The organism is Arthrobacter sp. zg-Y750 (genome assembly GCF_020907365.1).
GTDB lineage: Bacteria > Actinomycetota > Actinomycetes > Actinomycetales > Micrococcaceae > Arthrobacter_B.
This window is the reverse complement of the sequence record NZ_JAJJOC010000006.1, coordinates 194,811-220,844: the sequence shown is the minus strand read 5'-3', so window position 1 is coordinate 220,844 and position 26,034 is coordinate 194,811. Positions and strand designations below refer to the sequence as shown.

Annotated in this window: 25 protein-coding genes and 1 riboswitch; of the genes, 11 read left to right on the top strand and 14 right to left on the bottom strand. The window is 68.3% G+C overall.

Going from position 1 to position 26,034, the window contains the following annotated elements; all coding sequences use genetic code 11:
* Nucleotides 1–95: 95 nt before the first annotated feature.
* Both LOC57_RS04045 and LOC57_RS04040 read left to right on the top strand, forming a co-directional pair.
* Nucleotides 96–1,052: an AraC family transcriptional regulator gene (locus LOC57_RS04045; RefSeq protein WP_229958280.1), complete on the top strand. Its 957-nt coding sequence runs from the start codon at nucleotides 96–98 to the stop codon at nucleotides 1,050–1,052.
* Nucleotides 1,053–1,132: 80 nt separating this feature from the next.
* Complete coding sequence (locus tag LOC57_RS04040; protein WP_229958278.1) at nucleotides 1,133–2,089, top strand: hypothetical protein; 957 nt, start codon at nucleotides 1,133–1,135, stop codon at nucleotides 2,087–2,089.
* Nucleotides 2,090–2,111: 22 nt separating this feature from the next.
* On the opposite strand, the gene LOC57_RS04035 is transcribed toward LOC57_RS04040, so the two are convergent.
* On the bottom strand, nucleotides 2,112–3,509 hold the full coding sequence (locus LOC57_RS04035; RefSeq protein ID WP_229958270.1) for an LssY C-terminal domain-containing protein: 1,398 nt from the start codon (nucleotides 3,507–3,509) through the stop codon (nucleotides 2,112–2,114).
* Between the two features lie 74 nt (nucleotides 3,510–3,583).
* Complete coding sequence (locus LOC57_RS04030; protein WP_227911990.1) at nucleotides 3,584–4,132, bottom strand: GNAT family N-acetyltransferase; 549 nt, start codon at nucleotides 4,130–4,132, stop codon at nucleotides 3,584–3,586.
* Between the two features lie 187 nt (nucleotides 4,133–4,319).
* Nucleotides 4,320–4,386, top strand: a riboswitch (guanidine-III (ykkC-III) riboswitch).
* Between the two features lie 10 nt (nucleotides 4,387–4,396).
* On the opposite strand from LOC57_RS04030, the gene LOC57_RS04025 reads away from it, so the two are divergent.
* From LOC57_RS04025 to LOC57_RS04015, 3 genes are read left to right on the top strand one after another with little or no spacing between them, the layout of a single operon-like run.
* Nucleotides 4,397–4,711 carry a DMT family transporter gene (locus LOC57_RS04025; RefSeq protein WP_227911989.1) on the top strand — a complete coding sequence of 105 codons (315 nt, stop codon included), beginning with the start codon at nucleotides 4,397–4,399 and terminating at the stop codon, nucleotides 4,709–4,711.
* Between the two features lie 48 nt (nucleotides 4,712–4,759).
* A complete protein-coding gene (locus LOC57_RS04020) occupies nucleotides 4,760–5,446 on the top strand; it encodes an ABC transporter ATP-binding protein (RefSeq protein WP_227911988.1) in 687 nt (228 codons plus the stop codon).
* A gap of 3 nt (nucleotides 5,447–5,449) precedes the next feature.
* The gene (locus LOC57_RS04015; RefSeq protein WP_229958268.1) at nucleotides 5,450–7,057 is read left to right on the top strand and encodes a DUF6297 family protein; all 1,608 of its coding nucleotides are present in this window, start codon (nucleotides 5,450–5,452) and stop codon (nucleotides 7,055–7,057) included.
* Between the two features lie 32 nt (nucleotides 7,058–7,089).
* Here the strand turns inward: LOC57_RS04015 and LOC57_RS04010 are convergent, their stop codons facing one another.
* Nucleotides 7,090–7,341, bottom strand: coding sequence for a hypothetical protein (locus LOC57_RS04010; RefSeq protein WP_227911986.1), 252 nt, complete (start codon nucleotides 7,339–7,341; stop codon nucleotides 7,090–7,092).
* A gap of 133 nt (nucleotides 7,342–7,474) precedes the next feature.
* On the opposite strand from LOC57_RS04010, the gene LOC57_RS04005 reads away from it, so the two are divergent.
* A complete protein-coding gene (locus tag LOC57_RS04005; protein WP_229958266.1) occupies nucleotides 7,475–8,026 on the top strand; it encodes a dihydrofolate reductase family protein in 552 nt (183 codons plus the stop codon).
* On the opposite strand, the gene LOC57_RS04000 is transcribed toward LOC57_RS04005, so the two are convergent.
* From LOC57_RS04000 to LOC57_RS03965, 8 genes are all read right to left on the bottom strand, one after another.
* Complete coding sequence (locus LOC57_RS04000; protein ID WP_229958264.1) at nucleotides 8,011–8,877, bottom strand: HpcH/HpaI aldolase/citrate lyase family protein; 867 nt, start codon at nucleotides 8,875–8,877, stop codon at nucleotides 8,011–8,013. The two genes, LOC57_RS04005 and LOC57_RS04000, sit on opposite strands and share 16 nt — an antisense overlap.
* Nucleotides 8,874–10,067 carry a CaiB/BaiF CoA transferase family protein gene (locus LOC57_RS03995; protein ID WP_229958261.1) on the bottom strand — a complete coding sequence of 398 codons (1,194 nt, stop codon included), beginning with the start codon at nucleotides 10,065–10,067 and terminating at the stop codon, nucleotides 8,874–8,876. The genes LOC57_RS04000 and LOC57_RS03995 overlap by 4 nt, the downstream gene beginning before the upstream one ends.
* A complete protein-coding gene (locus LOC57_RS03990; protein ID WP_229958259.1) occupies nucleotides 10,064–12,025 on the bottom strand; it encodes an SUMF1/EgtB/PvdO family nonheme iron enzyme in 1,962 nt (653 codons plus the stop codon). The genes LOC57_RS03995 and LOC57_RS03990 overlap by 4 nt, the downstream gene beginning before the upstream one ends.
* Nucleotides 12,022–13,497, bottom strand: coding sequence for an ADP-ribosylglycohydrolase family protein (locus LOC57_RS03985; protein WP_229958249.1), 1,476 nt, complete (start codon nucleotides 13,495–13,497; stop codon nucleotides 12,022–12,024). Before LOC57_RS03985 ends, LOC57_RS03990 begins: the two co-directional genes overlap by 4 nt.
* Nucleotides 13,494–14,657, bottom strand: a complete 1,164-nt coding sequence (locus tag LOC57_RS03980; RefSeq protein WP_229958247.1) for an ADP-ribosylglycohydrolase family protein — start codon at nucleotides 14,655–14,657, stop codon at nucleotides 13,494–13,496. Before LOC57_RS03980 ends, LOC57_RS03985 begins: the two co-directional genes overlap by 4 nt.
* Nucleotides 14,658–14,768: 111 nt before the next feature.
* Nucleotides 14,769–16,064, bottom strand: a complete 1,296-nt coding sequence (locus tag LOC57_RS03975; protein ID WP_229958245.1) for an ABC transporter substrate-binding protein — start codon at nucleotides 16,062–16,064, stop codon at nucleotides 14,769–14,771.
* 47 nt (nucleotides 16,065–16,111) lie between these two features.
* Nucleotides 16,112–16,951, bottom strand: a complete 840-nt coding sequence (locus LOC57_RS03970; protein WP_227911978.1) for a carbohydrate ABC transporter permease — start codon at nucleotides 16,949–16,951, stop codon at nucleotides 16,112–16,114.
* Complete coding sequence (locus LOC57_RS03965) at nucleotides 16,948–17,901, bottom strand: carbohydrate ABC transporter permease (protein WP_229958243.1); 954 nt, start codon at nucleotides 17,899–17,901, stop codon at nucleotides 16,948–16,950. The genes LOC57_RS03970 and LOC57_RS03965 overlap by 4 nt, the downstream gene beginning before the upstream one ends.
* Nucleotides 17,902–18,138: 237 nt before the next feature.
* Here LOC57_RS03965 and LOC57_RS03960 point away from each other — a divergent pair, with 237 nt between their 5' ends.
* On the top strand, nucleotides 18,139–18,480 hold the full coding sequence (locus LOC57_RS03960; RefSeq protein ID WP_227911976.1) for a YciI family protein: 342 nt from the start codon (nucleotides 18,139–18,141) through the stop codon (nucleotides 18,478–18,480).
* Nucleotides 18,481–18,521: 41 nt separating this feature from the next.
* Here LOC57_RS03960 and LOC57_RS03955 read toward each other — a convergent pair whose 3' ends face one another.
* A complete protein-coding gene (locus LOC57_RS03955) occupies nucleotides 18,522–18,821 on the bottom strand; it encodes a hypothetical protein (RefSeq protein ID WP_229958240.1) in 300 nt (99 codons plus the stop codon).
* A 192-nt stretch (nucleotides 18,822–19,013) separates the two neighbouring features.
* Between LOC57_RS03955 and LOC57_RS03950 the strand changes: the two genes are divergently transcribed.
* Nucleotides 19,014–20,162 (top strand): baeRF2 domain-containing protein, encoded by a 1,149-nt coding sequence (locus tag LOC57_RS03950; protein WP_229958238.1) that lies wholly within the window; start codon nucleotides 19,014–19,016, stop codon nucleotides 20,160–20,162.
* 89 nt (nucleotides 20,163–20,251) lie between these two features.
* On the opposite strand, the gene LOC57_RS03945 is transcribed toward LOC57_RS03950, so the two are convergent.
* Together LOC57_RS03945 and LOC57_RS03940 are read right to left on the bottom strand one after the other, a co-directional pair.
* Nucleotides 20,252–21,058: an Ltp family lipoprotein gene (locus LOC57_RS03945; protein ID WP_227911973.1), complete on the bottom strand. Its 807-nt coding sequence runs from the start codon at nucleotides 21,056–21,058 to the stop codon at nucleotides 20,252–20,254.
* Nucleotides 21,059–21,460: 402 nt separating this feature from the next.
* Nucleotides 21,461–22,339: an SIS domain-containing protein gene (locus tag LOC57_RS03940; RefSeq protein ID WP_229958236.1), complete on the bottom strand. Its 879-nt coding sequence runs from the start codon at nucleotides 22,337–22,339 to the stop codon at nucleotides 21,461–21,463.
* Nucleotides 22,340–22,472: 133 nt separating this feature from the next.
* Between LOC57_RS03940 and LOC57_RS03935 the strand changes: the two genes are divergently transcribed.
* From LOC57_RS03935 to LOC57_RS03925, 3 genes are all read left to right on the top strand, one after another.
* Nucleotides 22,473–23,270 (top strand): DeoR/GlpR family DNA-binding transcription regulator, encoded by a 798-nt coding sequence (locus LOC57_RS03935; protein ID WP_229958234.1) that lies wholly within the window; start codon nucleotides 22,473–22,475, stop codon nucleotides 23,268–23,270.
* 137 nt (nucleotides 23,271–23,407) lie between these two features.
* On the top strand, nucleotides 23,408–24,691 hold the full coding sequence (locus LOC57_RS03930; protein ID WP_229958232.1) for a Gfo/Idh/MocA family protein: 1,284 nt from the start codon (nucleotides 23,408–23,410) through the stop codon (nucleotides 24,689–24,691).
* Complete coding sequence (locus tag LOC57_RS03925) at nucleotides 24,688–26,034, top strand: ABC transporter substrate-binding protein (protein WP_229958230.1); 1,347 nt, start codon at nucleotides 24,688–24,690, stop codon at nucleotides 26,032–26,034. Before LOC57_RS03930 ends, LOC57_RS03925 begins: the two co-directional genes overlap by 4 nt.

The window sequence follows — 26,034 nt, the reverse complement described above, 5'->3', positions numbered from 1 at the left end:
CGTTCCTCCGAACTGGAGGACGCCTCCCAGTCTGCCCGCGAAAATCTGTACGCGGAATAACTTAAAGTCCGCATTTATTGCTCTAGAGTACAAACATGGCGAATGACCGGTTGTCGGAAGTGCTGGACTTCATTGAGGTGCGCGGGATCATCTCGGGCAGTACTGCGGTCCACGGGCGCTGGGAGTCGGAAAGCCTGCTGGAGGAGGACCTGAAGTTCTTCGCCGTGGTGCAGGGGTCCATGCGGGTGTCTACCAACGGCGCAGAAACCCCGCTGCTTTTGGAAGCCGGCGATGTAGCCGTGCTCAACGGCCGCACCTGGCTCCGGTTGGAGGGCTGCACGGGGGACGGCACCGGGGACGGCGCCGGGGACAGCGCTCCGGTCCGGCTGGATCCGCCGGCCAGCGGCACCTTTGTCCGCGTGGGGGAGGGGGAACCCGGCGAGGAGGACATCATCATCGGCGGCCGGATTGCCGTCAATGATGCCGGGCGGGAACTGCTGCTGCAGGCCCTGCCGCCCGTGGCGCACATCCGCTCCGGCTCCGCAGCCGCCCCGCACATGCACGGGCTGATCGAGCGGCTCTTCGCGGAGGTGTCCAACGCGCGGATGGGATCGGAGTTCGCGGTCCGGCAGTACGGGCAGCTGCTGCTGGTGGACGTGCTCCGGGCCTTTCTGGAAGAGGCGGAGCTGCCCAGCGGCTGGCTGAAACTGCTGACCGATGACCGCCTGCGGCCCGCCGTCGCACTGATCCACTCCCGGCCGGACAAACCCTGGTCCCTGGAAGAGCTGGCGCGTGCGGCAGCGATGTCCCGCACCGCCTTCGCTGAACGGTTCCGTGAGGTGGCCGGCACTCCGCCGCGCACCTACCTGAACAACTGGCGGATGCTGGTGGCGCAGCGGGAGCTGCGCTCCGGGGACGTCCGGATCCGGTCCCTGGCCCTGGACCTGGGCTTTTCCTCGGAGAGCTCCTTCAGTACGGCGTTCAAGCGCAGCATCGGGGAGTCCCCGCTGCGTTACCGGACCCGGATGCGCGGGCTCGCGGCGTCGAACTAGGCGCCTGGCGCCGTTAGGCTGTCCGCAGCACTTCCGGGCGCGGTCCGGTGCGGTGCCCAACAGCTTCCGGGGGGAATTCCATGAGTCACAGCGCAGCGCAGCCGGGCCGGCCCAGTCACGACGACGGCGATGCCCGCCCAGGCACGTATGCCGGCCGGCAGCACCCGGTCGCCGCGCTGGTGCTGATCGCACTGGGAATCGGCGTGTTTGCCGGACTGGTGGGATCGGCGCCCTGGGTCGCTACCGGCATGGTGCTGCCGGTGCAGAATCTGTGGGCCTTCCAGACCATGCCCGAGGATATGCCCGTGGCATTGCTGCCGTTGAGCCAGTACATGGCCATCCGGATCGTAGGCCTGATGGTTACTGGCGGACTGGTGGCTGCCTTAGGCCTGCGCTGGTGGGCTCCGGCCCGCCATTGGACAGCGGTCGGCTGGGCGGCCGCGGGACTGCTGCTGGTGCAGGTCGCCGCCGCGGTGCAGTCCTTTTCGGTCCTGGGTGACGGGCTGCTTATGGGCAGCATGGGCGACCTTTACTTCTACGGGCTGCTGGCCGGGGTGGTCGCGGCAATAGCGGCTGCGGTGGTGGTGCTCCTGGCCGTTCGGTCGCGGAGCAAGGCCGTGGCGGCGCTGGGGATCGGCTTGGCGGCGGTGCCGGCGGGGGAGTGGCTGTTTGCCTGGGGCGAGGTGTTCTGGGAGTCCTTCGCCCTGCCTCCGGTGGTCTCGATGCTGGGCCACTGGTTCCCGGCGGTGCTGGCGGGCCTGGCCCTGGCCTGGTGTCCGCCTGACCGGATGGGCCGCGCGGCAGTATGGGTGGTGGATCTGGCACTGCTGTGGACGGTCCCGGTCCTGTTCGACGCCGTCGCCGGGGCACTGGGCACACGCGTTTTCCGGGGTGACCTGGCGCTGATGCAGGAATACGCCGCAGGCTCCTTTACGGCAGCGCTGGATTCGCCCGGAGCCGTGGGGACGGTGGTGCTGGCCGCAGCGCTGGGTGTGGCCGGGGTGCTTGTGCGCATGGTTACCCGCCGCACTGCCTAACCGGTCCGCCCAGCCAATCCGCCTACCCAGTCTGCTGCACACGCCGGTGCAGGTGGCGGCGGCCGTGCATACGGGCGTAGATCCTGGCCCGGCTGCTGGACAGGGCCAGGATCAGCAGGATGTCGAAGGAATACCCGAACAGGTTCGAGCCCAGCGGCACCCCGGGCTGGCTGAACACCGTAACCACCTGCAGGATGATGGCCGCGGAGCTCAGGGACATGGCCGTGACCCGGGCAATGTTGCTGCCGCGCAGGATCAGCACGGCCAGCACCGCTTCCACGCCGGCGAACACAGTCAGCGAGACGCTGGCCGGAGCGTAGGCGCTGCCCATATCCGCGAGCCCCTGGCTGTCTTCGCCCAGCAGTTGGGTCACCCAGGGCCCATTGGCAAACCGGGCCAGGAACGGCGAGGCCACCGTGAAAGCCGCGACTCCGCGCAGGAACACCAGGACGGCGCCGAAGACCACCGGAGCAGGCCGGTGAAGTGGCAGCCGGGAGAGGGCGCCGGAACCGGTCCGGTTGATCGCCGCCAGCTCCTTCTGTTCTCCGGCCTCCTCCGGTATGCGGGCCAGGTCTACCACCGGCAGGTCGCCGTCGGTGGCGATCGAATCACCGCCGCCGTTGCGCGAGTGGTAGCCCGAGGAGAAGTTCTTGATGACCTGCACCGAGATCTCCGGGGAGTTCTCTTCCATGGTGGAGACGAGGTAGTCCCGTTCGGCGTCGATGTTTTCGCCGACCCGGTGGGTGACTTGCAGCGTGAACAGGGACAGGCCGACGGCGCGGTCGAAGGACGCTGCCGCCAGCCAGTCGGAGGCAATGCCTCCTGGCAGCATCCAGCCCTCCGGGCAGCGCCAGAACCGCACGTGGTGGCGTTGCCGCGGGTTGCCGTCCACTTCCTGCTCGTAGGCGAAATCCTGTTCCCGGCCGAACAGCAGCAGCGGACTCACCGGCGCATACGGGTAGCTGCGGTGCAGCAGGGTCGAGGAGACAATCCGCCAACTGCTGGACAGCGTCACCGGGTCCGCCAGATGCCAGCCGGCCCGGCCCAGCGCTCCGCGGAGCTGTTCCTCGGTGCCCAGGAACGCAAGGTTGACGGCGTCCCCGAACAAACCGGCATTGGTGCGGGTCCGTCCCATGAAGTAGTCCGGGATGAAGATCTTTGTCAGGATCCGGTCCACCCGCGGCAGCACCAGGTAGGCCAGCGCCGCCCAGAACACGATAAGGAACCCGATGTGCCCCAGCCCCAGCTCCAGCGATCTTTGGAACAGCAGGACGGCGAACCAAATCGCGGCGAGGCCGCTGAAGGCGAAAAAGGCTGAGTCCAGTGCGGTAGCCGCAGGCCCCGGCCCCGGCCCCGGGTCAGTGTCCGGGCCTGGGGCGGCGGCATTTCTGCCTGCGCCTGCAGCGTCCGGTTCTGTCATGAATCCACGCTGACCGCCGCCCCGGCTCACGTCAATGCGCGGTGCTTCCTGCAGGGGCCGGACGTGTCAGAGCTTCAGTCCGCGGTGCCTGCACCCGTGGAGATGACATACTTCCGCATCCTCGCGCCGCTGCCACCGCGGCCGCTGCCGCGGCCAGTCGCGCCGCTGCCGGGACCGACGGCGGGACCGGCCGGGATGCCGCCGGCCCATTCGATGGTGCGGGCGGAGGCGGTGTTCTCCTTCCCGCAGATCAGCAGCACTTCGGGCAGGCCCAGCTCCCGCGCCTCGTCGAGCATGGCCCGCAGCGCGGCCACCGCATGGCCCTGCCGCCGGGCGGAGGGGCGGATGCCGTAGCCGATGTTCCCGGCCCGGCGCACCGCGTCGGCGTCGCCGTGACGCAGGGCGATCCCGCCCAGCACCTGCCCGCCGGAGACGATCCACCGGTAGGTGCAGCCGGTGTCCGCCGCCAGCCGCCGGAGCCAGGCCGAGAACCCGGCGGAGGTTTCGACGTCGTCCTCCGGCCGCAGCCCGAACCCGTCCTCGTGGACGCCCGGGCCCCACTCCGCGCGGGCCTGACGCCAGGCGCCCTCCAGTGCGGCAGTGGGGGCGATCAGCTGCGGCATGCGGCCACTCTAGTTGCTGCGGGTGTCGCCCGGTCGAAACGAGAAGGCACAAATTACCGTTTTTCGCCCCGGAAACCGGTAATTTGTGCCTTTTCGATCCCCGTGACGGTAATTTTTGCCTTTTCGTCCGCACCGGCAGCACGCCTCGCCCCGAGTTGCCCCCGGCACCCGTGCGTGCGACCGTGGAAGGGAGGCCGCGACACGGTCTCCCGGACGAGGGGTGCCGTACCCGGTGTGCGACAAGACGGCCCGTGGGAGATTGCCATGTCATGGATTGTTCTAGTTCTGTCCGGTGTCCTGGAGGCAGTGTGGGCCACCGCCCTGGACAAGTCGCAGGGGTTCAGCCGCTTCTGGCCGTCCGCCATCTTCGTCACCGCGCTTGTCGCGAGCATGGCCGGGCTCGCGTACGCCATGCGCGAACTGCCGCTGGGCACGTCGTACGCCGTGTGGGTGGGGATCGGCGCCACTCTGACCGTCATTTACGGCATGGCCACCGGCGCCGAATCCGTGTCCCTGCTGAAGATCCTGTTCCTGGCCATGATTGTGGGCGGCGTGATCGGGTTGAAGTCGCTGCACTAGACATGTCCTTGGCCTGAACGGCCCGCCCGCCCCGCTACATTGGTGGGCATGACTGCTGCCGGGCTCGTGCTCGAGATTTCCCAACTGCTGGTGGGCTACGCCGGCGCTCCCGTCTGCGGGGCGATCACCGCCTCCGCGTCGCCCGGGGAGATCCTCGGCGTCGTCGGTTTCAACGGGGCCGGCAAGTCCACTGCCGCCCGCACGATTGCCGGCAAACAGTTGATGCTCGACGGCGAGGTGCGGGTGCACGGCCTGCCCGCCAATGAGGACGCCATCCCCTTCCGCCGCCAGGTCGCCGCCCTCTTTGACGAGGACGCCTTCTTCCCGTCGCTGTCGCTCCGCGAACACCTGCAGCTGGTGGCCCGCGGCCATTCCGTGCCGGACCCGGACGCCGCCGTCGACGCGGAACTGGACTTCTTCGGGCTGCAGGACCGCGCCGACGCCGTGCCGGATTCCGTCTCCTCCGGCCAGCGCCGCCGGCTGCTGCTCGCCTCGGCCCTGATCCGCCCGTCCTCGCTGCTGATCCTCGATGAACCCGAACAGCGCCTGGACCCGGTGATGCGCGAACGCGTGGGAGTCCGCATCCGGGATTACGCCGACGACGGCGGCACGGTCCTGCTGGTGACCCACGATCCGGCGCTGCTCCTGGCGACGGCGGAGCGCTGCCTGCTCATAGATGACGAGGTGCGCGAGATCGAACCCGCCCGCGCCGCCGCCGAGATCGCCGGTAAATAGCGCATGGCCCGCACCACCGCGCCCGCTTCGCCGCAGTTCAATCCGGCCCGCTACACCCGTACCGTGTCGCGGAGCCACCGCCGCGGCAGCACCCGCCTCCGGGACGTGCTGCTGGAGGCTTACACCACGCTCCTGGGGGTGGGCACCATCCTGGCGCTGGCCGGGGGACTGGTCCTCGCGCTGCGGAACGAGGTGGCGCGTGCCCTGGGGTCCGGTGCCGGCGGCCGCCGCACCATCGTTGCCGCTGAATGGACCGGCCTGCCCGACGGCGCGGCCGTCACCGTCCTGCTGTTCGCTGCCCTGGCGGCGGTGCTCACCGGGGCCCGGAAGCTGGGGCCGGTGGCGGTGACTTCCGCCGAGGGGTACTGGTGGCTGGGCCTGCCCGTGGACCGCCGGCCGTTCCTCACCGGGAGGCTGCTGCGCCGTGGCGGCATGGTGTGGGCGGCCGGTGCGGTGCTGTATCTGCCGGTCGGGGTGATTACCGACCTGCAGGCGGCATTCGCCGGCCAGCTCGCCGGGGCAGCCGTCTTCGGCTTGGCCGCGGTATGCGCGTTGCTGCTGGCGGCCGTGGGGCAGTCGGCCGTGGGGCAGTCGGCCGGGAACGGCCAGGTAGGAGGGCCGGCTGGCGGAAATCGCCCGACGGCAGGAAACGGCATCCCGGCCGGACCGTTCGGTACGGCCGGTGCATTGGTGCTGCTGGCATTGCTGAGTTTCCTTCCCCGGCTGGCTGCCGCCGGCGAGTGGTGGCCCGCCCCCGCGGCGCTGGTCGCCGTCGTCGGACTGGGGCTGTGGGTCCAGACGCGGTTGGAGCGGATCCCGGGACGTGAACTGATCCGCGGCGGGGGAGTGTCCGGCCACGCCGGGGCGGCGCTGTATTTGATGGACACCAATGAGCTGGGGCGGGCGTTCGCCGCCGCCCCCGGCGCCCGGACCTCCCGCCGCGCCCGACGCTGGTACGCCAAGGGCGCCCGCACACCGTTCGGCGCCCTGCTGCGTGCCGATGCCACCGCGTTCCTGCGCACCCCAGGACTATGGGGCCGTCCGGTGCTGCTGCTCCTGCTGTGCGTCGCTGTCCTGCTGGCAGCCGGACAGCAACCGGCTCTGATGCAGCTGGCCGTCATCCTGCTCACCATCGGCGCGGCCGTCCCGGCCATGGGTGCCCTGGCCCGGCAAACCGCCATCACCCCCGGCCTGGACGCCCTGCTGCCGCTGTCCCCGGCACTGGTGCGGTTGAGCCGGATGACGCTGCCCGCCGCTGCCATGGCCCTGTGGTCCGCCGGGTTCTGTACCGTCCTGGTGTTGCTGGGGGCGGGCAGCCCGGCGCTGATCGGGCTCGGCGCACTCGCCGGAACCGGGCTCGGCGCCGCCGCGGTGCGGGGTGCCTACCGGCCGCTGCCGGACTGGACGGTTCCGCCGTCGGACACCGTGTTCGGCCCGGTCCCGACGGCGCAAACCGGGTCCCTCGCCCGCGGCCTGGACACCATTTTGCTGGCAGCGGTGCCGTTGCTGCTGGGCCTGTTCCTGGGCTACGTTCCGGGTGCCCTGCTGCTGGGCCAGGCTGTGTTTTCCGCCGGCTGCGTCCTGCTGGTGATGTTCTCGAACCCTCGTTAGGACCCCGAACAGGACCCAGCACGTAAAGCGGCTTACGGTGCGCCCGGGAACTCGTCATTGCCGGCGTCCTCGATCCAGTCGATGCCGGCGTCGGAGAAGTAGAAGCCGTCGTCGTCGCTGGTGCCCACCCACCAGTCCTCCCCAACCACAGTGCCGCCCGCACCGATAATCTCCTCCTGGATTTCCAGCGGCACCGCTTCACCGTTGTGGTTCACCAGCCACCGCTGGGCCGCGGCCGGCAGCTGCGGCCACCAATGCTCCATATCAGGGTTCGAATCAGCCATGCCAGCACTGTGCCACCGCAGCAGTTGACCGGTCCAGACCCGGCGGGCCGCGGCCGGTAAACAGGCCTGTAATTCGCCGGCCGGGACCTGCGGCACCCTTGTATCCGCCGAGCCGGGCGGGTTTGCTGGGCCGATGGGATCCCTGATGTATTCGATCAACTGCTCTCTGGACGGTTACAGCGCCGACGCCAATGGTGACTTCTCCTGGATGGCGCCCTCCGAGGAAATGGTCCTCTCCCACACCGAAGACATGGAAGACGCAGCCGCCGTCCTGTACGGACGGCGGATGTACGAAAGCATGGCCGTGTGGGAAACGGATCCGGCCGCCGTGGCGGGCTCACCCGGGGCCGAACGGTTCACTGCAGCATGGCAGGCGACGCCGAAAATCGTGTTTTCCTCCGCCCTCACCGAGCCTTGGACGGACCGGACTGAACTGGAACCGGCGCTGACCCCGGAGGCGGTGGAGCGGGCGAAGGCGGCCGGGAATGCCACCATCGGCGGGCCGTCGCTGGCCAAGAGCGCCCTGCAGATGGGACTGGTCGACGCCGTCTCGCTGGTGGTTTATCCGGTGATTGTTGGCGGCGGCACCCGGGTGCTGCCGGACGGCCTGCGCCTGAACCTGCGCCTGCTGGGGGAGCAACGCTTCGCGAACGGAGCGGTGCGGCTCAACTACGCGGTGGAATGACCGCCCAGGGCAAGCACCCGCTCGGCAGCGCGCAGCATGGCGACATCGATAAAGGTCCCGTCCGCCAGCACAAAGGCGCCGGTGCCGTCCCGGGCTGCTGCCTGCACACGCTCCACAATGCCCTGCGCCCGGGCCAGCTCCGCTGCATCCGGGGTGAAGACCCGGCGGATCACCTCAATCTGGCGCGGATGCACCGCGGTCCGCCCGGCGAAACCGAGCGCCCGGCCCGCACGGCAGCTGGCGGCCAGCCCGTCCACGTCCCGGACATGGGCGTAAACCGCCATCAACGGAGCGGGCAGGCCCGCCGCGGCAGCAGCGTTAATGATGCGGCTGCGCGCCCAGGCCAGGCCCGCCTCGCCGGCCGGCCCGGCAGGAATCCCCAGCTCGGCCCGCAGATCCGCTTCACCGGCGGCGATCGAGGCAGCACCGGAACCGGCAATTTCAAACGCCCGCTCAATGGACAGCGCCGATTCGAGCAGGGCATGCACCTGCCGCCCCGGCAGGACGGTGCGGAGGGCGGCAACGTCCGCGCCCGACTGCGTTTTCGGCAGCCGCACCCCGAACTCCGGGGGCAGTGCTGCAACGGCGGCGAGGTCGGCGTCGTGGGCCCGGGACCCGCGCGCGTTCACCCGGACCTGGACCGCCGGAGCATCCCCGCCGCCCGCTTCCCGGCACTCTTCCCAGCACGCCGCGAAGTCGGTCAGCGCCGCGCGGGCAGCGTCCTTGCGGGAGGCGGCGACGGCGTCTTCCAGGTCCACGATGACCGCATCCGCCCCGGCCTGCAACGCTTTGGCGAACCGCTCCGGCCGGTCCGCCGGCGCATATAAGGCCACCATGACCGGCCGGCTCATCCGATGCTCCCGTCCGCCCGCAGCGCGGCGAGTTCCGCGGCCGTGTACCCCAGCCCGGTCAGCACGTTGTCCGTGTCCGCGCCGTGCGCCCGCCCGGTGAACGCAATGGTTGCCGCATCCCGCGACATCCGGAACAGCGGCCCCTGCATGGCCAGGTCGCCGAGCTCGGGGTCCTTGATCCGGTGGATGGTGCCCAGTGCGTTGAACTGCGGATCGGCAACAATGTCTGCGGCATCGTAGACCGGCGCCACGGCGGCTTCGGCGGCGTCGAACGCGGCGATGACCTCCGCACGGGAGTGCCGGGCAATCCAGGCGCCGACGACGTCGTCCAGCAGGTCCGCGTGCCCGGCCCGTCCCGCGCCGCTGGCGAACCACGGCTCGTCGGCGAGTTCGGGCCGGCCGACCAGGGCGACGACCCGCTCCGCAATGGACTGCGCACTCGTGGACACCGCCACCCAGGACCCGTCCTTGGTGCGGTACGTGTTGCGCGGTGCGTTGTTGACGGACCGGTTTCCGATGCGCGGCTGCACGGTGCCCAGCTGGTCCCAGCGGGTGATCTGCGGGCCGAGCATCGCCAGGATCGGTTCGATGATCGCGACGTCGAGCTCCTGGCCCCGGCCGTCCGGGTCCCGGTCCCGGGCGTGCAGGGCCACCATGACCGCGTACGCGGTGGCCAGGGACGCGACGCCGTCCGCCAGGCCGAAGGGCGGCAGCGTGGGCGGCCCGTCCGGCTCCCCGGTGGAGGACGCGAACCCGCTCATCGCCTCGGCGAGCGTACCGAATCCGGGGCGGTTCCGGTACGGCCCGATCTGCCCGAATCCGGTGACCCGCGCCAGGACCAGCCCGGGGTTCTGTGCGGACAGCGCGGCATAGTCCAGCCCCCAGCGTTCCAGCGTCCCGGGGCGGAAGTTTTCAATCACGACGTCGGCGGTGCGGGCCAGGCGCAGGAACGCGCCGCGTCCACCCGCCGTGTGCAGGTCGATGGCCACTGTGTGTTTGTTCCGGCCCAGCGTTTTCCACCAGAGGTTCTGCCCGTCCTTGGCTGGTCCGTGGCCGCGTGCCGGGTCCGGGCGGCGGGGATGCTCCACCTTCACGACGTCGGCGCCCATGTCGCCCAGATGCATGGCGGCCATCGGGCCGGCAAAAAGGGTGGAAACGTCCACGACCCGCAGGCCCTCCAGCGGACTCATTGGGGGCCTCCACCGTCGTCGGACTGGTCCCGGCAGATCCGGAACCCGATGGATGCGGAGGCGTCCAGCCCCAGTCCGGGCAGGAGCAGCTTGGCCGTGAACTCCGGCGGCTGCACCCCGCCGTCGAAATACCAGTTCGAGCCCCTGCTGCGGTGGGCGCTGCCGCCCTTGAGCATCACGAAGCGGGTGCGGCCGTCGGAGTGCTCGGACTCGGTCCAGTTCCACACTTCCGGGGTCCTGCGCCGGAAACCCGGATCGGCGGCCGCGAGCTGCCACTCATCCTCACTGGGCAGCCGGCCTCCGGCCCAGGCCGCGTACTCCCGGGCCCGGGCCAGCGTCACCTTGGTGGCGGGACGCTCCGGATCACGGGCTTCGGCGTGCTCGCCGACGGCGTCGAGGAAGCGGGCGTATTCCGCTTCGCTCACCTCCTCGGCGGCAACATGCACCGGCCGTGGGAGCGTCACGAACCGGTCCAGCGTGCGCTGGTCATGGAGCCGCGGGGACAGCGGCTTCCACTCGTCTACGTAGGGCGCTCCGCCGTACATCCCGGTTTCCCGCATCCGGTAACGCACGGTCAGCGTGTACTCACCGGCCGGCACAGTGACGGCCGAAACGGCGGCGGCCGAAAAGGCAGCCGGTGCCGCCGGTCCCGGCCAGGGCGGGGCGCTGAGCCGCCGGGCGCGGCGGTGCCGGAAGGAGGAATTCCGGACGGCAGGCTCACCGGCGAGGGCGGTTTGAACGGCAGCGATCTCCCCGGGAACCACGGCGCCGGCGCTGACCTGGACCGCTGCGGCTATGCCGTTGGCCGGCACGGTGATCACCTCGGAAGTGTCGCCCGGGTGCAGCGGATCCCACCCCGTTCCGGCCAGCTGATGCTTGGCATCGGTGTCCGAGGTGTTGGCCAGGAGCAGCAGTTTGATGCCGTCGAGGTCGAAGCTGGAGCCCACCACCGGCCCCTCGGTCACGGTGAGCGGTGTCCATTCGCCGTCCACGAGCCAGCGGTGGAAACCGCGCTGGACGGGAACCATGCGGCGCAGCGTGGCCGAATCCCGGTCATTCCAGCCCACCCAGGCGCCGAACACCACTTCCCACACCAGGACGCCGACGCCGTTGAGCCAGGCGGCGCGGAGCTCTTCGGCGTGGTCCCGGTGCCAGCGGCGGATGTGGTGCTGCATGTGCCGGCGTTCAAACCACCGTGCCCGCAGCACGCCGGGAACCTCGGAATCCGCGAACCACTGCGCCCAGGACAGAGTGTGGTCGGCAATGCGGTCGGTGGAGAGTTTCGATTCGCCCTCCAGGCCGATCCCGGGACGGGCCGCATCCAGGGCCGCGACGAGCGAGCGGTCGGCCTTTTTCAGGGTGTCGAGGAAAACGCTGTCCGCCCCGAGCCGGCGGACGGCGGCGGTGAGCTCGGCCGCGTCGTCGCCGCTGCGGCGCGTGCCGATGTCCCAGGGCATGTAGCTCAGGAACACGGCAACACCGGCGCGGCGCAGCGCGGCCGAAACATCCGCGAGGCCGGGCACGTTGTAGTAATCCCACTGGTTCCGGTCATCGATGCCGATCACCGGATACGCATGCCACAGCACAATGCCGTCCAGCCCGCCGAAACGCTCGCGGGCATCGGCGAGGAACCGTTCGGGCGTAAACCGCTGTGCCTCGAAGTCAAAGAACAACTCGTCCCACAACCAGACCTGCGCCACGGTGAAGCAGCGGCTGGCCCAGGCGGCGGCGCCGTCGTTGTACCGGGTGGGTTCGCCGTGCCGCTTCCGTGCCCCGTCCCGCCAGGCCGTGAGCTGCAGGCGCCACTGCACCAGATCACCGGCGTCCGCCGGCGCGGCGAAAATCTTGGCGTCGTCCAGCGAGATCGCCACATCCCCGGTGCTCAGGTCCCCCTTGAGCGGCACCCGGGTGGGCAGGTCGACGTCGCGCGGATGCAGGGGATCGAACCCGCCACTCATGCGTTAGTCCTTTCGATGAGACCCGTTGCGTCCGGTACCCCGGTCCGGGACAGCCGGAGTGTGCGCTCGGCCAGGTTCCGGATGGACCGTTCCGCGCCGCCGGGAAGCGAGGTGGCGATGCGGTCCTGCAGCGGATCCGTCCACTCCGCACCAATTGCGCCGGCGCCCAGCAGCCCGCCGGCCACGGAGCCAACGGTTGCGCCGTCCGAGTCGGTGTCCCACCCGCCCGCGACGGCGAAGGCAATGGCCGCGCTGTAGTCGCCGCCGTGTGCCTGCAGGGCGCAGGCAATCAGTGCAGCGTTGTTGAGGCAGTGGACCCAGTGCATCCCGGCGAACCCGGCGTGCAATACGTCCAGGGCGGCAGCGTCCGTGATGGTTCCGCGGGCGAGTGTACGCCCGGTGTTCCGCCCCAGGCGCACTGCGGCGGCCAGCCGCGACGACGGCGGCACCACCGTGTCGGCGGCGTCCAGCACGGCGTCGGCGCTGGTTTCGGTGAGGGACGCGGAGCACAGCGCGGCGGCCCACATTTCTCCGTAGATGCCGTTGCGGGTGTGGCTGAGCCGGGCATCGGCCCAGGCTGAAGCAGCAGCGGCGCGGACGTCTCCGGGATGGACCCAGCCGTGCACGTCAGCGCGGATAAGTGCACCGATCCATTCGCGGAACGGATTGTGGTGGGTTGCCGTCTCCGGCGCCGGCCGGGCGTCGAGGATGTTCCGGTACGCGGCGCGCTCGGCGGTGAACACCCGTCCGGCGGGCAGCGCCGCCAGCCATGCCTGCGCGAACTGGTCAGTGGCCAGGGCGCGGCCCGAGGTTTCCATCAGCTCCAGGGCGAGGATGGGAAAGTTCAGGTCATCATCCTCGGGCATCCCCTGGATGTTCTCCAGCAGCGAGGTGGGGGCGGACCGCCGGTTCCACGGCCAGCGCTGCACGATGTCTGCGGGCAGCCCGGCCGCGGTGAAATACGTGCGGATAGGCCAGTTCCCGGTGGCCCGGGCAATCTCTTCAATGCCCTCTCGGGGGATCTTCTCCACGGGTTTGCCCAGCAAACATCCGGCCGCCCGGCCGAGCCAGGCCCCGTGCACCCGCTCGAACGCCGGGGATGTTTTCGCCGCCGGTCCCTTCACAGCCAGCCCCTTCGCCGCCGGTCCCTTCGCCGCCGCGGCCCCCCGCGCGGCCGGCGGCAGCAGGGCGGCCGGCGGCAGCAGGGCGGAAATCTCCAGCCAGTCATCCGGCTCGGCGTCGCTGCGCACCTGCAGGACCTGCAGCTCATCGAGCACCCGCCGGGCCATGGCGCGCACCTCCGGGCCCGGGTCCGCAACCGCGGCCCCGGACGGCTCCAGCCTGGTGGGTCCGCCGGCGGCGGCCCACCGCCGCTCGATCGGAACGAGGTCCTCCTCGGGAACGCCCTGCTCGCGGAGGGCGGCGAACTCGGCCGGAACCAGGTCCTCCGGCTGCGCCCAGGTCAGCCTCACCGTGCCTCCTCCCGGCTGAGCAGCGACTGAAGCGCCGCGGTTCGCCGGGCGGCGCGGTCCAGATCGGCCCGCGCCACCTCCCGCACCGTCTCCGTCATGGCGGTGACCACGGCGTCCAGATCGAGGCGGCTGGCCGCCGTCACGTCCGCCACCCAGTCCGCCGGGACGGCGTCGATCCCGTGCAGGCCGCCGCAGACGGCTCCGGCCATCGTCGCGATCGAGTCGGCGTCGCGCCCGTAGTTCACGGCGTCGAGCACCGCGGCCCGCAGGTCCCCGCCGCGGGCAAGCGCGAACCCCAGGGCGGCGGGCAGTTCTTCGATCGATTTGGTGCGCGAGGGCAGCCGCGCGTCCATGGCAGGGGCCCGGTACTGCTCGCCCACCGTGTCATAGGGTGCGACGGCGGCGCGCACCACCCGTGCGACGTCGCACGGATCCCCGCCGTCGGCAGTGAAGGCATCCACGGCGTCGAACACGGCCCGGATCGCCGCAGCGGTGCCGTCGTGCGCGACCCCCAGCACCGCTGCGCGCACGTCCTCCATCGCCGCGCCGGGTGCCGCGGCGGCTGCCACCGCCGCTGCAAACACACCGGCCGCCTCCCGCCCGTAGGAGGACTGGTGCGCACCCGCAATGTCGATGGCTTCGGCGTAAGCGCCGCGCGGATCACCGATGTGCACCAGCCCCACCGGTGCCATGTACATGGCGGCACCGCAGTTCACGATGTTGCCCACCCCCGCCTCCCGCGGGTCGGCATGGCCGTAATGCAGCTTCGCCACGAGCCATTTCTCGGCCAGGAAAACGCGCTGCAGGATCAGCGCATGGTCTTCCAGTTCCGGAACCCAGCGACGCTCGCCGATCATCAGCGGTACCAGGTCGGCGGCAACGTCGTAGGCATCGAGGTGGCGGCGCCGCTTGGCGTACACCTCCACGAGTGCGTGCGTCATAAGCGTGTCATCCGTGACGTGGCCGTCGCCCTTGTGGAAAGGGGCAATGGGCCGCGCGGTCCTCCAATCGGCCAGGAACGGACCCACGATGCCCTCGACCCGGCCGCCGTGGCGCTCCTGAATCTGCTCCGGCGTCCAGCCCTCCGTGGCGCCGCCCAGTGCGTCCCCCACGGCTGCGCCGGCAAGCACCCCTGCCACCCGATCCTGCAACACGTACATTCCCACTCCTTGAGTACCTCTTAAAGCGACGACGGTTTAAAGGGCCGGGGGCTGAAAGCGGCGGGTCGGGGGCAAACCGGCCGGCTGCCCTGTCCCTCCCCGCGTCCGGGATCAGCCGGCGACGTCGTTCCACCCGTCGGAGAGCCGGGCGGCCAGTTCGTCGCTGGTGATCTTGTCGGCCAGATACTGCTGGTAGGCCGGCGTGGCAATGGTGTCCTTCCACTCGGTGTACTTCTCCACCTTCAGGAAAGGCGGTCCTTCCAGGCCTTCACCGGAGGCCAGCACCTGGGTCCACGCCGGGTCATCCGCCGCGAGCGTCTCGACGCCGTCGCGGGCCGCGCCGGAGGAGGGGATGAGCGCGTCGGCGTAGGCGATCGAGGCCAGGTTGTCGCCGTTCATCAGGAAGTTGAGGAAGTCGGCCGACTCCTCCACATGCTCGGAATCCACGTTCACCGAATAGGTTTGCGGGTTCGCGGCCTGCACGGCGCCGGCGGAACCCTCCAGCGGCGGCAGCGCCACCCAGTTCAAGCCCTCCGGGGCGTCGTTGGCGATGTTCGTCGCCTGGAAGGAGCCCTGCACCGTCATCGCCACCTTGCCGCCGTAGAACGAGGCGAGCACATCCGAACCCGACTGGGTCAGCGAGGTGGGTTCAATGGACTTATCCGTGTAGGCCATCTCGTGGATGCGTTCAGGCACCGCCAGTTCGGAATCCTCCACCTGGATCGAGGCATCGGTGCCTTCTCCGTCGAAGAACCCGCCGTCGAAGCCGAGCGAGAGGCTCATCATCGCCGCTGTGGGCGAGGCGAGGCCCCACCCCAGTCCGTAGGTGCTGTCCGTTGTGGTGGCCTTGGCAATTTCCTGCAGCTCTTCCCATGTCATGGTTTCGCCGCTGGGAATTTCGACCCCGGCCGCCTCCAACAGGTCGGCATTGGCGAAGACCATGTAGGACTGGAGGGTGGAAGGGTAGGCGATGATCTGCCCGTCCTGCGTGACGGAATCCCAGATGCCTTCGGAAATGTCCGCCTTCAGGTCCGGGTCAATATAGTCGCTCAGATCCGCGAGGTAGCCGTCGGCGGCGAAGGACACAATGGAGCTGGCCTCGTAGTGGATTATGTCCGGGGCGGTGCCGCCGGAGAACTGGGTGATGAGCTTGTCGAAGGTCCCGTCCCAGCCGGCCTGGACAATCTCGACCTGGACATCTTCGTTCTCGGCATTCCACTCATCCACGATGGACTTCACCGCGGCCTGAGTGGCGGGCTGGTCGGAGAGCGACTGGAACTGGAGGGTGACGGCATCGCCTTCGGCGCCGTCGGACCCGCTTGATGTGCTGCCCTGCTGGCAGCCGCTCAGGGCAAGCACGGCTACGCCCGCGAAAGCGACGGCGCCGATGCCTCGGATTCTCTTCATGATGCTTGCCTTCCTTCTGGTGGATGATGCGGGTTTGCGGCGGGCCATCAGCCCTTGACCGCGCCGGCCAGCATTCCGCCGGTCAGTTTCTTCTGCAGGATGGTGAAGATGATGAGCGAGGGGATGGTCGCGAGGATTGCTCCGGCGGCCAGCGGCCCCAGCTGGGTCTGCCCTTCGGCGCCCAGGAAGGAGCGCAAAGCGATGGGCAGGGTGTAGAGCTCCGGGCTTTGCAGCAGGACCAGGGCGAGGAAGAACTCATTCCACGCCGAGACGAACGTGAACATCGCCGTCGCCACGAGTCCCGGTGCGAGCAGGGGGAGGACGATCCTCCGCAGGATGGTGAAGCGGGACGCGCCGTCCATTTCACCGGCCTCCTCGAGATCCGCCGGTATGGCGGCGACGTAGCCCTGCAGCATCCACAGTGTGAACGGCAGGGTGAAGGTGACGTAGACGAGGATCAGGCCGAACAGGGTGTCATTGAGGTTGATGGAACGCAGCACCAGGAACAGCGGGATGATGATGAGGATGGACGGGAAGACCTGGCTGGTCAGGATCCACACCGTGCCCGCCGCGCGCAGCCGGCCCTTGAGGCGGGCGAGGGCGTAGGCCATCGGCATGGAGAGCAGCACGGTGATCACCATTGTGGCAAGGGATACCAGCAGCGAGTTCCCGGCCGCAGGCAGCAGGTTCTGCCGTGCCAGGGCGGAGGCGTAGTTGCTGAAATCCCATTCGGCCGGCAGCAGGTTAATGGCCAGCGAGTTCAGTTCGCCCGATGACTTGAACGATGCCGAGAGCAGCCACAGCAGCGGGAAGCCGAGGAAAACGAGGAAGCCCGCCAGCGCGGCGTACATCAGCGCCGTTCCGTACCAGGGGCGCCGGGTGATCATGGCCGTGCTCCCTTCGCCTGGCGGAACTGGTTGATGAGGTAGAGCGAGAGAATCAGCAGGATCGCGATCACGAGCACGTCTCCCATCGCCGAGGCATAGCCGATTTCACGGTTCCGGAACGCCTCCAGATAGGTGAACAGCGGCGGGATCATGGTGCGGCCGCCGGGGCCGCCTTCGGTGAGGACGTAGATCAGGCCGAAGGAGTTGAACTGCCAGATGAAGTCCAGGGCGGTGACGGCCAGGACAATGGGGCGCAGGGCCGGGAGGGTGACGTGCCAGAACCGGCGGAACACCCCGGCGCCGTCCACGGCCGCCGCTTCCTGCTGTTCGGTGGAAATGGACTGCATGCCGGCCAGCAGCAGCACAGTTGTCTGCGGGATGCCCGCCCACACGCCCACCACAATGACAGCGGGCAGTGCGGTGGAGAAGTCTCCCAGCCAGTTGGCCCCGGGAATACCCACCGTTTGAAGGGCGCCGTTCAGGGGACCGGAGTTGGGGTTGTAGATCATCCGCCACACAATGGCGGTGACCACCGGCGGCATGGCCCAGGGGATCAGGGCCAGCACCCTGGTCAGGCCCTTCAGCCGCAGGTCGCTGTTGAGCAGCAGTGCCAGGCCCATGGCGGAGACCAGGGTGAGCAGCGCGACGGCGCCGGCCCAGACTATGCCGATGCCGAACGATCCCCAGAAACGGTGGTCACCGAACAGCTCAATGAAGTTCCCGAACCCGATGAAGTTGATCTCTGCGTTGCGCTTCAGGGTGGTGTCGGTGAAGCCGAGGGCCACGCCGCTAACGAGCGGGATGACGGAGAAGATGATGATTGGAAGCAGGGCGGGAATCACCAGGGCCACCGCTTCGCGCCGCTGGGCGCGGGCACGGTGGCCAACCCGCTTCCCGGCCCGTGGCGGCGGCGGTGTTTCGCGGGTGGTCCTGGTGGCGGTGGTGCTCATTCGGCTGCCCCATTGGAAGGGCGCGCCTGCGCGGCAGCCTGTGTGATGGTGACCCGGACCAACGCTCTCCTTTGAGTGTTGTAAACGTTTACAGCCAGTGTCCGCGACTGTGCCACCGGCTCACGGGGGTGTCAATAGTTTCGTTCCTCCCGGCGGGCAGGGCACGGAACGCTCGCGCCCTGCGTCCTCCTGGGAAACAATGGGCCGCATTTCCGCCTTACTGAAGGAGCCGGTTCGATGCCCAAGTACCTGATTTCATTTCCCAGCAGCGCCATGGTTGTTCCCACGGGGGACCTGTCGGCGGTGTCGGATGCCGCCCATGCGGTGGTCCGGGAGGCCAAAGACGCCGGAGTGTGGGTGTTCGGCGGCGGTATTGATGAAAGTGTTCCCCCGGTGATGGTCGACGGCGCCGGGACCGTCATCGAGGGCACCTATCCGCAGACGCGGCAGATCGAAGGCGGCTACGCCGTGCTGGAGGTGCCCTCGCGCGAGGCAGCGCTGGACTGGGCGGCGAAGATTGCGCAGGGATGCCGGTGCGCGCAGGAGGTACGCCTGTTCATGGATGATCCCGAAAGCTGACCGTGCCGCTGAAGCCGCGTGCGTCGTCGTCGGCAGCGGCGTTAGTTTGGCCCGCCGGCATCAAGCTCACTGAGCATGTTTTCCAGGCGCAGGCGTTTGCGGTTCAACCGCGCCAACGACGCCAGGCCCAGCGCCAGCATCCGCATCTGGGCGCCCACACCGGGCAGCCCCTGTTCGCGGAGGGTTGCGCTGACTTCGACGCGGTCCTCCACGGAGGACTCTTTCACCAGTGCGCGGGCCCTGGTGAATTTCTCGGAGTTCAAAGGGTGGTCTTGGATGCGGCGGTTCATCGAGTCCAGCTGGCGCTGGAGGGAGGCCCGTTGGGCGTTTTCGTTCGCCATGGCCCCACCCAACCACATCCGGGGCCGCGCTTCCCTAGCCTGCCGAACAGGTTTGGTCCGGGCGAAAGGACGGGGTGGGGCGGAAGCGTGCCTTCGGCCCCCGCAGCCCTTTAGCTGCCGGTTGAACCGGTGTTAGCTAGAGGCACGGGTTGATTCGATGTGCGGCCGCCTCTGTGCGGGAAGGAGATCGACATGACGGAGCACCTCCACAAATTTGCGGATCTCTATCGGAAGCAGGGGCCGTGGTGTGTTGCCTATGTCGATGCCGGGGCCGGGGGAGCGCAGGGCGCCGAAGCCGCCGCAGCCCGGTCCGGTGACGTCCGGGCGGGGCTGGGGGAGCAGGGGGCGACGCCGGAGGATCAGGAGGCCATGGAAGGTGCGGTGGATCCCGCCCGCGGGCTGCCCGCGCCAATCTCGCGTTTTGTCCTTGTCAGGGACGGTGCGGTGGAACTGAACGAGCTGCTGCCCGGCCCGCTGGTGGCCCCCATGCAGGTTGCTGTGGGACCCGTTCCGGACCTGCTGCCGCTGTTCAAGCACCGTCCCGAGGAGTTCCCGTACATCGTTGTGGAAGCAACGCGGGAGGACGCCGAGATCCGGTTGGAATACGCGGACCGTCCCGGACCCGGGACAGTGGAGGGTGTCGAGGGGTCCAGCGACGACATCAGCAAGCTTCCCGCCGGTGAGGGCTGGGCGCAGGACAAGCAGCAGCGCAGGACCGAGCAAACCTGGCGCCGGAACGCTGATGAAGTTGCCGGATCAATCGACCGGATTGTGGACAGCAGCGGCGCCCGGTTGATTGTGCTGGCCGGCGACGTCCGCGCCCGGGGGTTGGTGCGGGACCAGCTGGCCGAGGGCCACAAACCGCTGGTCAGCATGATTGATTCCGAGCTTCGCCCTGAGGATCCGCACCAGCAGCAGTTCGAGGATGCGGTCCAGGAACGCCTTGCCCTGCAGTGGGCGGCCGAACAGGAACAGATCATGGACCGGCTTGCCCTGCAGGAAGGGCAGGCCAATCCCGAGTCGGCCACCGGCATGGGAGCTGTGGTGCAGGCACTCCAGCAGGCCCAGGTGGACACGCTGATCCTGAATGACAGTGCGCTGGCCGACCGCCACCTGCTGGCGCTGGGCGCCGAGCCGTGGCTGGCCACCGCCGAGGAACAGGCGCTGGGCGCGGAAGTCTTGGGGCAGGTTCCTGCCTCATCGGCGCTGCTGCGCGCGGCGGCCCTGACGGACGCGAATCTCCTTCTGGTGCCCGACGGCGTCCTGCCCGGCGGCTCCGACCTCGCCGCACTGCTGCGCTGGCCTGTGGGCCCCGAAGCTCCGGGAGCCAACGCGACCTAGGCGCCGGCCTTCGGGCAAGAAGATAGCCGGAAGCAAGGAGCGCTTCCGGCTATCTCAACAGCGCCGGATGTTCCCGGCGGGTCAGGCTGCTACAGGTTCTGCATTGCGTAGTCGGCCTCTTCGGGCGTGAACTTTTCGCCGTACTCGCTCACCAGCTGCTCACGGACTGCGTCGGGCGACATTGCCATCTCGTCCTGGTACATCCGTGCCTTCTCCAGTGCGTTGGCGTTGTAGTCCGCCTTCACATTGTCGATGGCGTACTGGGCTGCCTCCGGGGAGAACTTTTCGCCGTACTCGGAGGTCAGCTGGGTGTAAAGCGCAGCCTTGCTCATGAACATTATGTTGGAGTACATCTCCGCCTTCGTCAGTGCCGATTTGAACTCGGACGGGACAGACTCTGCCTTAGCGGGTGCGGGTGCGGGTGCGGGGGCTGCGGCCGGGGCGGGGGCGTCCGGAGCGGCGGTCTTCGCCTCGGGTGCGACGGGCGCCTGGGCCGGAACGACACTCTCGTTGCTCTGTTTGGACGCTGCCTGCGAGTCTTCGACGGCCGATCCAATGGCCAGCAGGCCAGTGGAGACCATGACGATCGAAACAATCGCGCCGACAACCCAGAGGGCGACGGTGACAATCCAGGCGGTCTTCTTGTTCTGCTTGTAGCCCTCGAGCGGGCGGCCCTGCTTGTCCTTCTGGTTCCCGGTCAGGGTGATGATCAGGTCTACCAGCGTCCAGATGCCGAAACCGCCGGCCGTCAGGAACTTCAAGACGCCGGTGCCGATCTTGCCCAGGTAAAAGCGGTCGATGCCCAAGTTGCCAAGCAGCAGTGCAAGCACCCATGTTACGACAAAGGATTTCTGGGGGGTCGTAACGGGCATATATTCGGTTGTGGTGGTGCTCATTAAGGGTATTGCCTTTCCGGTGCTGCGGTAATTCATGCTTTGGTAGTTGAATCTGCAGGGACTTGCACCATCTGGGTTCACCGTCAGGTGAAACCAGCGCAGGTGTGCCCTTGCAGATAAGCCGTGCAATCCGATCAAATAGACGTAAGGAGCCGGAGAAATGGCTCCGCCTTTTGGGTACGCCGAATCGGTGGGGGATCGTCGGGCGCAGTAAGCCAAATTAATGAATGTGGCAAGCCAAATTGGCACGGGCGAATGGTCGCGCAGTTATCCTAGCCCACAATTTCCCGTCCGGATGTTTTTCCCGCCCGGGTTTCCTTTCACGGAGATGCCGGGTTCCGCAATATCCCGGATTGTTCGCAGAATTTCCTTTACAGGTTGGGCAGCACGCCGCCCGGAGCGTCAGGAAAGGACAACGGACCGGGTGAGGGAACGCGGGCGGTCCGGATCCAGGCCCCGCGACACGGCCAGGCCGACGGCGAAGCGCTGGGCCACCACGAGGGCCGCCTGCGGATCCAGGTCATGGTGTACGAACCGCGCGCCCGTCGCGGCGACGTCGTCGGCCATCCCGGCGGGCGGCTCGCCCAGGCTCCACACCAGCCGGCCGGGTTCTGCGATCGCAATGGGACCGTGCCGGTAGTCCATGGCCGGATAGGACTCGGACCAGTACTGGGCGGCCTCCCGCGTCTTCAGGGCCGCCTCGAACGCGAGGCCGACGGCAAATCCGCGGCCGATGAACGTGCACTGGTTGGCTGCGAGCAGCTTGTCCACGGGGATGTCCAGCGCCACCTGAGCATCTGCGATGAGCGGTTCAACGTCCTCGCCGAGGTGGACGCGCAGCAGTGTCAGCACCGACGTCGCGAACCGGGTCTGCACCACGGACTGCTCGTCCGCAAACGGCATGGCGATGACATCATCCGCTGCTTCAGCTCCGGGGGATTCGGCCACGGCCGTGATGAGTGTGGTGGGGACCGGCCCGAGCGTCTTGAGGAGGTCAACGATCTCGGTGGTGGTGCCGGAGCGGGAGATGGCAATAATCCGGTCATAGTCCCGGCCCGCCGGGTATTCACTGCCCGCCCAGGCGTCGGTCACCCCGTGGCCGGCACGCTCCCGCAGCACCGCGTAGGACATGGCCATGAACCAGCTGGTGCCGCATCCAACCACCGCTACCCGCTCGCCGCGGCGGGGCAGCCGGCCGGCAATCTCGGGGACCATCTGGGCGGCAAGCCGCCAGGTCTCGGGCTGGGAGGCTATTTCTGCTTCTACGAAGGAGGAAGGCATGGGCTTCTTTCGGTCTGCTCTGCACCAATAAAAGACTGGTTTTGATCGATATGTGGATAGTTGAGCAGAATCAATCACGATTAGCAAGGCTGGCTGTGAGAATATGAACGGATAACGAAAGGTTGGCCCGAGCATGACCCAGCAGCAGCGCCTGAATGTTGTCCTTGACCTAGTGAGCGAACGGGGAAGTGTGTCGATCGCCGAGGTGAGCGATGTGCTGGGGGTATCCACAGCCACCGTGCGGCGCGACCTCAACACCCTGGCCGAACAGCGCCTGGTCACCCGCACCCACGGCGGCGCTTCCGCCCTCGGTTCCGGTTACGAACTGCCGCTGCAGTACAAGATCGCCCGCCAGGCCGACGCGAAGGTGGCCATTGCCCGGGCCGTGGCAGACCTCATCCAGCCTGGGCAGTCGGTGGGCCTCAACGGCGGCACCACCACCAGCGAAGTAGCCCGGATGCTGGGCCGCAGCGAGCGGCTGCACCCCGAAGGCGACTCGCCCGGCGTCACCATCGTGACCAATGCGCTGAACATCGCCTACGAAATGTCGGTGCGCGAGCACATCAAAATCGTGGTGACCGGCGGGGTGCCGCGCCGCCAGTCCTATGAACTGATCGGCCCCCTGGTTGCCAACTCGCTGAAGGACTTCAGCATGGACTTAGCCGTCCTGGGGGTGGATGGGCTCAGCGCAGCCTTCGGCGCCACCACCCTGCATGAAGGGGAAGCGGAAGCCAGCCGGGAAATCGCGGCGGTTGCCCGCCGGGTGGTGATCGCCGCCGACTCCACCAAGCTGGGCCGCAGCACCTTCGCCCGCATCTGCCCGCTGGCCGGCATCGACACCCTGGTCACGGACCAGCCCGTTGCACCGGACTTCGCCGCCGAACTGGCCAACGCCGGGGTAGAGGTCATCGTCGCCGACGCCGGCAAGTAGCCGGCCGCCCAAAGGCGCACCCGCCGGCGCCCGCCGCGGGGCGTGCACAGTGCACGGTTGCGCCCGCGTTCCTGCCAGAAGATGATCAATTTGAGATAGTTCGTGACAAATCCGTGCATCTAATGCAGGATGACGTCATGCACATCGACCGGGACACCCAGCGCACCAGCGAAACTGCGCCCGCCGAAACCTCACCGCGGGTAGCCGTCATTGGTTTCGGCGCCCGCGCCGCCATTGCCGAACACGTGGCTTCCGCCCGTCCCGGGGCCCGAGTCGTCGCCGTCGTGGAACCGGACGACGCCGGCCGCGGCCGTGCCCGGCGCGCCTATCCCGACGCCGAACTCCACCTCGACGTTGACTCCCTGATTGCCGGCGGCGGCATCGACGCCGCGCTCGTGACCACGCCGGACCACACGCACGAAGAGATCGCCCTGAAGCTGCTGGCCGCCGGGATCGCCGCCTATCTGGAGAAACCCCTGGCGATCACGCTCGAGGGCGCGGACCGGGTCCTGACCGCGGCCGCCGAAACCGGCACCCTGCTCTATGTAGGCCACAACTTCCGGCACTCCGGCGTGGTCCGGGCCATGCGCGGGGTCATCAGCCGCGGCGAAATCGGCGAGGTCAAGGCCGTATGGGTGCGCCACTTTGTCGGCAACGGCGGGGACTACTACTACAAGGACTGGCACGCCGACCGGTCCAAGACGGGCACCCTGCTGCTGCAGAAGGCCAGCCACGACCTTGACGTGATCCACTACCTTGCCTCGGGCTACACCCGGCGGGTGGTGGGCATGGGGGAGCTGATGGTCTACGGCGGCATCACCGACCGCCGCAGCCGCCACGGCGAAACCATGCCCGACTGGTTCTCCTACGAGAACTGGCCGCCGGAGAAGCAGACGGGGCTGAACCCGGTAGTGGACGTGGAGGACGTGTCCATGATGCTGATGACGCTGGATAACGGCGTGATGGCCAGTTACCAGCAGTGCCATTTCACGCCCGACTACTGGCGCAACTACACGGTGATCGGCACCGAGGGCAGGCTGGAGAACCACGGCGACACCGCCGGCGGCGTGATCAAGGTCTGGAACCGGCGCCACGAATGGCAGGGCGCCGGCGACGTCGAATATCCCATCGACGGCGCCGCCAGCGGACACGAAGACGCGGACCTGCTCACGATGACCGAATTCTTCGACACCCTGCTGGACGGCACCCCCACCCTGGTCAGCCCGGTTGCAGCCCGCGAAGCGGTTGCCGCCGGTTACCTGGCAGCCGAATCCCTGCGCAGCGGTTCGCAGCCGCTGGACGTTCCCGCTCTGCCGGAGCACATCGTCGGGCACTTCTCCCGGCCATCATCCCCGGCGGATCCGCCGCCCCCCGCCTTTACCCACTCCTCGCAATCCACCCTTGGAAGGACTTTCCGATGAGAAACATGTTCCCTTCTGCCGTCCGGCGTACCTTTGCCGGGCACGTCCCCGGCCGTCCGCCCGCCCGGCGCGCCTCCGCCGGCGTCGCGCTCGGCGTCGGACTTGCCCTGGCCGCCAGCGGATGCGGCTCCAACGCGGCCTCTGATGAACCCGCGGAGTATGCGGCCCCGGACAAGGACCTGAGCGCGTCCATCACCTACGGGGTGTGGGACAAGAACCAGGTGGACGCGATCGAGGAAAACATCGACGCGTTCAACGAGGAGTACCCCAACATCGAGGTGACCGTGAACGTCACCCCCTACGCGGAGTACTGGACCAAGCTTCAGACCCAGGCCTCCAGCGACACCCTCCCGGACCTTTTCTGGATCAACGGCCCGAATATCGGCCTGTACGCCTCCAACGGCAAGCTGGAGCCGATCACCGGCGCAGTGGAAGCCGGCGACATTGATCCGGCCAACTATCCGGAGGCGCTGGTGGACCTCTACACCATCGACGACGTGCAGTACGGGGTGCCCAAGGACATGGACACCATTGGCATCTGGGCCAACAAGGCACTCTTCGAGAAGGCCGGCGTCGAGCTGCCCAGCGGCGACTGGACCTGGGACGAGTTCCAGAAAACGGCAACGGACATTTCAACGGCGCTGGCGGCTGACGGCGAGTACGGCGGCGCCGGGGGAATGGACGGGCAGACCACGTACTACAACACCATCCTCCAAGCCGGCGGCACCGTGATTGAGGACGGAAAATCGGGGTACGGCTCACCGGAAACGCAGGCCGGGCTCCAGTTCTGGACCGACCTGATCGCCAGCGGCGGCTCCCCGAACATCCAGCAGCTCACCGACACCACCGCAGACCAGTGGTTCACCTCCGGCAAGCTCGCCATGTACTGGGGCGGCAGCTGGTTCCGCTCGGCGCTGACCGACACGGAACTGGAAGAAAACGTTGTGGTCCTGCCGCTGCCGCAGGGCGAGAAGCAGGCCACCGTGATCCACGGCCTGGCCAACGTAGTATCCGCGGGGTCCAAGGAGAAGCAGGCGGCCCAGGCGCTGCAGGCCTTCCTGGCCAGCAAGGACGCGCAGCAGCAGCAAGGTGATGCGGGTGCGGTCATTCCCGCTTTCGAAGGGACACAGAGCGCATTTACGGGCTCCATGCCCAACGCGAACCTGCAGATCTTCCTGGATGCCCTCGATTACGCGCAGCCGCTGCCGGTGAGCAAGAACTCGGCGGCGTGGAACGCACTGGAGACCGATCTGCTGCCGCAGGCCTTCTCCGGGGCTCAGCCCGTGGAGAAGATCTCGGCGGATCTTGCCAGCCAGATGGACGCGGCCCTGGCCGAGGAATAA

What these genes read in the sequence shown, in the direction of transcription:
- LOC57_RS04045 (WP_229958280.1), top strand. Translation starts at nt 96, where the DNA reads ATGGCGAATGACCGGTTGTCGGAAGTGCTGGACTTCATTGAGGTGCGC.
- LOC57_RS04040 (WP_229958278.1), top strand. Translation starts at nt 1,133, where the DNA reads ATGAGTCACAGCGCAGCGCAGCCGGGCCGGCCCAGTCACGACGACGGC.
- LOC57_RS04035 (WP_229958270.1), bottom strand. Translation starts at nt 3,509, where the DNA reads ATGACAGAACCGGACGCTGCAGGCGCAGGCAGAAATGCCGCCGCCCCA.
- LOC57_RS04030 (WP_227911990.1), bottom strand. Translation starts at nt 4,132, where the DNA reads ATGCCGCAGCTGATCGCCCCCACTGCCGCACTGGAGGGCGCCTGGCGT.
- LOC57_RS04025 (WP_227911989.1), top strand. Translation starts at nt 4,397, where the DNA reads ATGTCATGGATTGTTCTAGTTCTGTCCGGTGTCCTGGAGGCAGTGTGG.
- LOC57_RS04020 (WP_227911988.1), top strand. Translation starts at nt 4,760, where the DNA reads ATGACTGCTGCCGGGCTCGTGCTCGAGATTTCCCAACTGCTGGTGGGC.
- LOC57_RS04015 (WP_229958268.1), top strand. Translation starts at nt 5,450, where the DNA reads ATGGCCCGCACCACCGCGCCCGCTTCGCCGCAGTTCAATCCGGCCCGC.
- LOC57_RS04010 (WP_227911986.1), bottom strand. Translation starts at nt 7,341, where the DNA reads ATGGCTGATTCGAACCCTGATATGGAGCATTGGTGGCCGCAGCTGCCG.
- LOC57_RS04005 (WP_229958266.1), top strand. Translation starts at nt 7,475, where the DNA reads ATGGGATCCCTGATGTATTCGATCAACTGCTCTCTGGACGGTTACAGC.
- LOC57_RS04000 (WP_229958264.1), bottom strand. Translation starts at nt 8,877, where the DNA reads ATGAGCCGGCCGGTCATGGTGGCCTTATATGCGCCGGCGGACCGGCCG.
- LOC57_RS03995 (WP_229958261.1), bottom strand. Translation starts at nt 10,067, where the DNA reads ATGAGTCCGCTGGAGGGCCTGCGGGTCGTGGACGTTTCCACCCTTTTT.
- LOC57_RS03990 (WP_229958259.1), bottom strand. Translation starts at nt 12,025, where the DNA reads ATGAGTGGCGGGTTCGATCCCCTGCATCCGCGCGACGTCGACCTGCCC.
- LOC57_RS03980 (WP_229958247.1), bottom strand. Translation starts at nt 14,657, where the DNA reads ATGTACGTGTTGCAGGATCGGGTGGCAGGGGTGCTTGCCGGCGCAGCC.
- LOC57_RS03975 (WP_229958245.1), bottom strand. Translation starts at nt 16,064, where the DNA reads ATGAAGAGAATCCGAGGCATCGGCGCCGTCGCTTTCGCGGGCGTAGCC.
- LOC57_RS03970 (WP_227911978.1), bottom strand. Translation starts at nt 16,951, where the DNA reads ATGATCACCCGGCGCCCCTGGTACGGAACGGCGCTGATGTACGCCGCG.
- LOC57_RS03965 (WP_229958243.1), bottom strand. Translation starts at nt 17,901, where the DNA reads ATGAGCACCACCGCCACCAGGACCACCCGCGAAACACCGCCGCCGCCA.
- LOC57_RS03960 (WP_227911976.1), top strand. Translation starts at nt 18,139, where the DNA reads ATGCCCAAGTACCTGATTTCATTTCCCAGCAGCGCCATGGTTGTTCCC.
- LOC57_RS03955 (WP_229958240.1), bottom strand. Translation starts at nt 18,821, where the DNA reads ATGGCGAACGAAAACGCCCAACGGGCCTCCCTCCAGCGCCAGCTGGAC.
- LOC57_RS03950 (WP_229958238.1), top strand. Translation starts at nt 19,014, where the DNA reads ATGACGGAGCACCTCCACAAATTTGCGGATCTCTATCGGAAGCAGGGG.
- LOC57_RS03945 (WP_227911973.1), bottom strand. Translation starts at nt 21,058, where the DNA reads ATGAGCACCACCACAACCGAATATATGCCCGTTACGACCCCCCAGAAA.
- LOC57_RS03940 (WP_229958236.1), bottom strand. Translation starts at nt 22,339, where the DNA reads ATGCCTTCCTCCTTCGTAGAAGCAGAAATAGCCTCCCAGCCCGAGACC.
- LOC57_RS03935 (WP_229958234.1), top strand. Translation starts at nt 22,473, where the DNA reads ATGACCCAGCAGCAGCGCCTGAATGTTGTCCTTGACCTAGTGAGCGAA.
- LOC57_RS03930 (WP_229958232.1), top strand. Translation starts at nt 23,408, where the DNA reads ATGCACATCGACCGGGACACCCAGCGCACCAGCGAAACTGCGCCCGCC.
- LOC57_RS03925 (WP_229958230.1), top strand. Translation starts at nt 24,688, where the DNA reads ATGAGAAACATGTTCCCTTCTGCCGTCCGGCGTACCTTTGCCGGGCAC.